This window comes from Arthrobacter agilis (genome assembly GCF_006494655.1).
In the GTDB taxonomy this organism is placed as follows: Bacteria; Actinomycetota; Actinomycetes; order Actinomycetales; family Micrococcaceae; genus Arthrobacter_D; species Arthrobacter_D agilis.
Genome location: NZ_VHIM01000014.1, coordinates 1 through 5,077 on the forward strand (window position 1 = coordinate 1; position 5,077 = coordinate 5,077).

Consider the following 5,077-nt stretch of genomic DNA (forward strand, 5'->3'; position numbering starts at 1 on the left):
AGGTCTTTCGGGTGGGCAGTGTGAGAACTTCCATCATCGGAAGGCCTCGACCTCTATCCCGCCTCCGACGCGCCCACCCCACTCAAGCCGCCAGCACCCCGCCCGCACTCTCAATTACGAAGAGCCGCTAATCCATCGGGCGATGCTCTGCCGAAATCTCATCAATCGGACGAAGCACCCACGGCTACTGCCAGGAAGAGCGTCGAGACGTCCGCGCAGGACGCCGGCTCACCTTCCACCTTGAAGTTCGATCTAACAGCTGACGTCGCCGAAGTGCTCGAGAGATACGGGACTGACCGCCCCAACTTCATCCACGTGCATGACGGGAAGGGCCAGGTCGGGGACCATGGGATCCTCAAGGCAGCACACCTGAACAGCGAGATCAGGCGAACGGTCAATGCGTTGGCACAGCGTGGTTACTACGTGTATCACACCACGGACGGCGTGAGTAAGTTCGTCAAGGATGAGCACATTCCAAAGATGTGGCACAGCGTCTTGAACGGCGCATACTCGGTATCAGACGAGGATATCGTCCACATTGTCGAGGAACCAAGTGCCGGAGTTTCTCCGCGTAAGTTGATCGTCGTGTTTTCCTCCATCGGCGACATCTTCAATGAGGGCCTTTTTCGTTACTTCACCCGTAATTACCAGAGCATTCGCAAGTTTGTTCCGCAGGACGTCGCAATCCTGCGAATAGCGGACATCGGTGGCGTGGTCGGGGGTTTCTATCTGAATACGACATACCGTCCTGACAACGCTCAGCGCATCAGTGCTCTGATAGAGAACAAGCGCCTCCAGTTGGGGCTTACCAAGGATGACGTCATCACATACGGAGCATCGAAAGGCGCGACCGGCGCGCTCTTCCACGCAGTGACCAACGGTTACAAGTCCGTCTCGGTGGAGCCGATCGTGAATGACCATCACTATGAGACGGCTTTCGGTGATACACACTTCACCGGTGGGGGAAACTTCCCGGCCACGAAGGAATCCGTTTTCGGGTCGCTTATCCAGGAACACAAGAAGCGCCTGCTGGCCAGGTCGGAAGTGCCCTCGCCGAGGATCGCAGTGATCTACTCGGAGCAATCCCCTCAGTTTCGGTACATCAATGAGCTTCTGGGTAGTCACCCAGCAAGTGACATATCTCTGATCAATGTGACTCATCCAAATATTAAGGATCATCCTGATGTGAGCCCGGCTTCGCTCAACCTGACGGCTACATTCCTGAACATGCTGTGCTACGGCTTTACTATGCCCGCAGGAAACTTCAGTCTTCGATGCGAGTAGGGTTGCAACGCTTCTTACTTAAGGCATGACGATCGTCGAAGCACAAGTACTGCGTAGACACTCAGCACCCCTTCTACAGTTGCCCTGCCCGTTGAGTTGACATCTCAGAAGAGAGAAGGTTCATGATGGGGAAAGACACGTCGAGAGTTCACTTCTGAGTACATGGACGTGACTTGAAGCTGGTGATCAATACTGGCAGGCCGGTAGCGACGGTCGCCCGTGAGCTCGGCATCGATGAAGCATCGCTGGGTCGGCGGGTCAGCACGTTCACGGCCCGGAACGACATCGGCGAGAGCGCGGTCATCGTGTCCGAACGGGCCGAACTGCAGAGGCTGCGCAACGAAAACGCGGACCTGAAACTCGATCGGGCGTTCCTAAGAATGCGTCTCTTTTCTTCGCCCAAGGAGCCTCGGATATGAACGCAAAGCGTTTGAGTTGATGCACGCGCAGAAGACCACGTCCACGATTACCCGCATGGTGCGATCGCTGGAAGGATCTCGCTCCGGGTACTACGCCTGGCTGAAACGCGTGCCGTCACCGGCGACGATCCCTGCGGAAGGTTATCGAGCAGAAAGTCGCTCATTGTTGCAGTGATTCCGACGGGGTTTACGCGCCGCCACTGATCCTGGCCGACCTGCGCGGCGACGGCGAGGTCGTCTCCGGGAAAACCGTCGCGAAAGCGATGAAATCGCTGCGCTCGGCCAGCATCTGCTCAAAGAAATCGAAGACCACGACGGTCATCAACCACGGTGACGCGTACTCCTTGATGCGGGGAAACGACGGTGGGATACCAGGGCCCTGAACCAGGTGTGGGTCGATGGCATCACCTATCTGAAGACCGGGGAGGGCTGGGTCTACTTGGCAACAGTCATCAACGACCACAGCCTCCGCGTGATTAGTTGGGCGATCGCTGAGCACATGCGCACTGATCTGATGCTGGACGCCCTGCAGATGGCCCTGACCTTGGCAGGATTCGCCGGTCAAAGTGATCTCCCACTCCGATCGTGGTACGCAAGCCGTATTCAACCGATCGTCGCAACAGTTGCTTCTTGCGCTGAGCGTAGCCGGTCTGCGAATACTTCGGCGGGGGTACGCCAGCCCAGGATTCCGCGTGGCCGGTTGTTGATGGTGTGGGCGACTGCTTGGATTTCGGGTGTGCTCCAGCGGGAGATATCGGTGCCTTTGGGGAAGTATTGCCGGAGTAGGCCGTTGAGGTGTTCGTTGCTGCCGCGCTGCCAGGGACTTTTCGCGTCGGCGAAGTAGACCGGCAACCCGATCTCCTCGGTCAGCAGTGCGTGCGCGGACATCTCCTTGCCCCGGTCCCAGGTGAGTGAACGGCGCAGGTCCACCGGCAGTGCCTGGAATGTCGCGACAAGCGCGTTCTTCATGGTCACCGCCCCGTACCCGGCTAGCGCGGGCCCATTCTTCGTCGGCTTGATCAGCCCGTAGCCGGTTTGCCGGGGCAGGTGGACGAGCATCGCATACCGGGTGGTGCGGTCGATCAGGGTCGCCATCGCTGACCGGTTCAGGCCGATGATGAGATCTCCCTCCCAGTGGCCGGCCACGTCGCGGGCGTCGGCTTCGGACGGCCGCTGCTTGAGGGTGGTGGCCTCGGTGACGTGGGCCCATGCCAGCGCGCGTGTTCTGGCCCGAGGCATGCGCTTGGTGCGCCCCCGGCGCAGGTGCCAGGACTGTTGCCGGCTTAGTCCACCGCGGGCCGGGACATAGAGCGCCTGGTAGATCGCTTCGTGGGAGATCCGCATCGAAGGGTCCTCCGGGAACTCAATTGGAAGGCGTTTGGCGATCTGTTGCGGACTCCACGCCGTGACCCACTCGCGGTCCTCGCGATGCGGCTTGTTCTTCCCGTCCCAGGTTGGCCCGTCCGGTCCACGACGCTTTCCATCAGGAGTACGGACGTGTCCGCTGAGTTTCTCGCTGACGAAGTCACGAAGACGCTGGTTCATGACCAGTTTCGCTACCTTGGGTCGGCGGGCCCGTCGCTCGGCGTGCCACTGCGCCGTTGACGCCCGGTAGTCCAGCCGGTACGTCCGCGTCGACGCGTTCCGGCGCAGCTCGCGGGAGATCGTCGACGGGCTGCGGCCCAAACGGCGGGCAATTTCCCGCACCCCGGAACCCTGTGCTCGCCACAGCGCGATATCTTCACGGTCGCTCGATGACAGGTACCGCCCGGACAAGGTCGGGGCCAGTTGCGGATTCACCCCGCCAGCGTGCCGGAACCAGCGATGAGCGACGGGTTCGGACACGCCCGCAGCGACACCGGCATCCCTCGTCTTCGCCCCTGCCGCTATCGCCACCCAGAACCGCACCCGGTCTTCCCGCCACGCAACCGTAGGCCGGCCAGGAGAAACGATCTGTCCCCGGTAAGCCCGCACCCGTTTCTGCTTCTCGATCACACCCATCGAACACCCCATCCCGTAGGTGTTGCGACGATCGGTTGAATACGGCCAATACGCCTCAGCCCCGATCACCTCGTTCGCCGCGCCAACGGCATTACCCGATTGATGGGAATGACGGGAATCTGTTGGGACAACGCGATGGCAGAGAGCTTCTTCGCCGCCCTGAAGGCAGAGTTCTACTATCGCCGGATCTGACCCACCAGAGCACGTGCGGCCCGGGAAGTCGGAGCCTGGATCCAGGACCGCTACAACCGCCGCCGCCGGCACTCCTCGATCGGTCAACGCACCCCGATCGAATTAGAGATACATTACTCCCGAGCAGGACGAGCACCGCCGCGCCGCTTAGCCCGTATTCACAAGCCGAGGTCAAGGCCAATAGCAGCACGACTCTGGTTCGAATACGACTCGACCGAACTAGAGTCGGGCTTTAACGGCGCTGCATCAGGCGTTGCGGTCGGTCTTGAATCTAGAATACGAAGCGGCCGCCTGACAGCAGGACAGAGCCGACACCGAGCGATAGGTCCTCTCTGAAGGTCCGCCAAACTGCGGAGGAGGATCAGTCGCCCTATAAAACGAAGCCTGTCTCCGCCGGAGCTCCCGCTGAGGGCCACGTAGGTCGGCGCCCTGCTACCTATGCGATCAGCGACCCCGCCGCTCCTCTTCATGTCCATCACTGACATGAACCCGGCAACCGCGCTACACCACGATGCGGGGCACGACTACGTTTTGACACAGAGCACCTAGCCCGCGGATTCGCGGGCCGTATACGTCAAGGCGACCTGGTACAGCTTTCTGTGAGCCCTGCTTGAAGTACCGCGCAGTATTCGGACAACTTTTTCGCAGTTCACAGCTTGGCGTCATCGCAAGTGCAATGATTTCGTCGTGCCCGCTGGGGGCGCCACTATTTTTCGAGGTCTCACATGCTCTTGCTTCCGAACGCGCTGTCATGGGCCAAGACTGCGTCCTTCCGGCGAGAGAGGACCCGAGGCGGTTACCGTGCTGGAACTTCCACTCCTGCATCTGTGCGGGCCCAACTACGAAGGCCAGTCACTGTGTGTCCGTAAGGCCCGCCCCGCTGCCACCGCGCCTGTTACGGCACCTACACACGGAGTGACTGGCATCTACTCCGGTCCGCTGCTGAACATTTGATACTCACTCATTGCCTCCCAGTCCGAAGTCTCCTGAACGCCTGCAAAGCGCGTGTCTCCGGAACACCTAGCCCACGAGGAATCATGAAAAGCCCTCTTCTGGCTCTTCGTAATTGAGAGTGCGGGCGGGGTGCTGGCGGCTTGAGTGGGGTGGGCGCGTCGGAGGCGGGATAGAGGTCGAGGCCTTCCGATGATGGAAGTTCTCACACTGCCCACCCGAAAGACCTC

The 5,077-nt window shown here is 60.4% G+C and carries 4 protein-coding genes and 1 pseudogene; 3 read left to right on the top strand and 2 right to left on the bottom strand.

Annotated features, from left to right (window positions below; all coding sequences use genetic code 11):
• Positions 1-240: 240 nt before the first annotated feature.
• Both FJV46_RS14925 and FJV46_RS14930 read left to right on the top strand, forming a co-directional pair.
• Positions 241-1,284 (top strand): XcbB/CpsF family capsular polysaccharide biosynthesis protein, encoded by a 1,044-nt coding sequence (locus FJV46_RS14925; RefSeq protein WP_087025296.1) that lies wholly within the window; start codon positions 241-243, stop codon positions 1,282-1,284.
• A gap of 182 nt (positions 1,285-1,466) precedes the next feature.
• Positions 1,467-1,703 carry a transposase gene (locus FJV46_RS14930; protein ID WP_232008687.1) on the top strand — a complete coding sequence of 79 codons (237 nt, stop codon included), beginning with the start codon at positions 1,467-1,469 and terminating at the stop codon, positions 1,701-1,703.
• A gap of 187 nt (positions 1,704-1,890) precedes the next feature.
• Here FJV46_RS14930 and FJV46_RS15785 read toward each other — a convergent pair whose 3' ends face one another.
• Positions 1,891-2,025 (bottom strand): hypothetical protein, encoded by a 135-nt coding sequence (locus tag FJV46_RS15785; protein ID WP_275655850.1) that lies wholly within the window; start codon positions 2,023-2,025, stop codon positions 1,891-1,893.
• Positions 2,026-2,091: 66 nt separating this feature from the next.
• Here FJV46_RS15785 and FJV46_RS15790 point away from each other — a divergent pair.
• Positions 2,092-2,238 (top strand): annotated as a pseudogene (locus tag FJV46_RS15790) (DDE-type integrase/transposase/recombinase); the annotation flags it as partial.
• A 68-nt stretch (positions 2,239-2,306) separates the two neighbouring features.
• Here FJV46_RS15790 and FJV46_RS14940 read toward each other — a convergent pair.
• Positions 2,307-3,704, bottom strand: a complete 1,398-nt coding sequence (locus FJV46_RS14940; protein WP_087025302.1) for an IS30 family transposase — start codon at positions 3,702-3,704, stop codon at positions 2,307-2,309.
• Positions 3,705-5,077 lie beyond the last annotated feature (1,373 nt).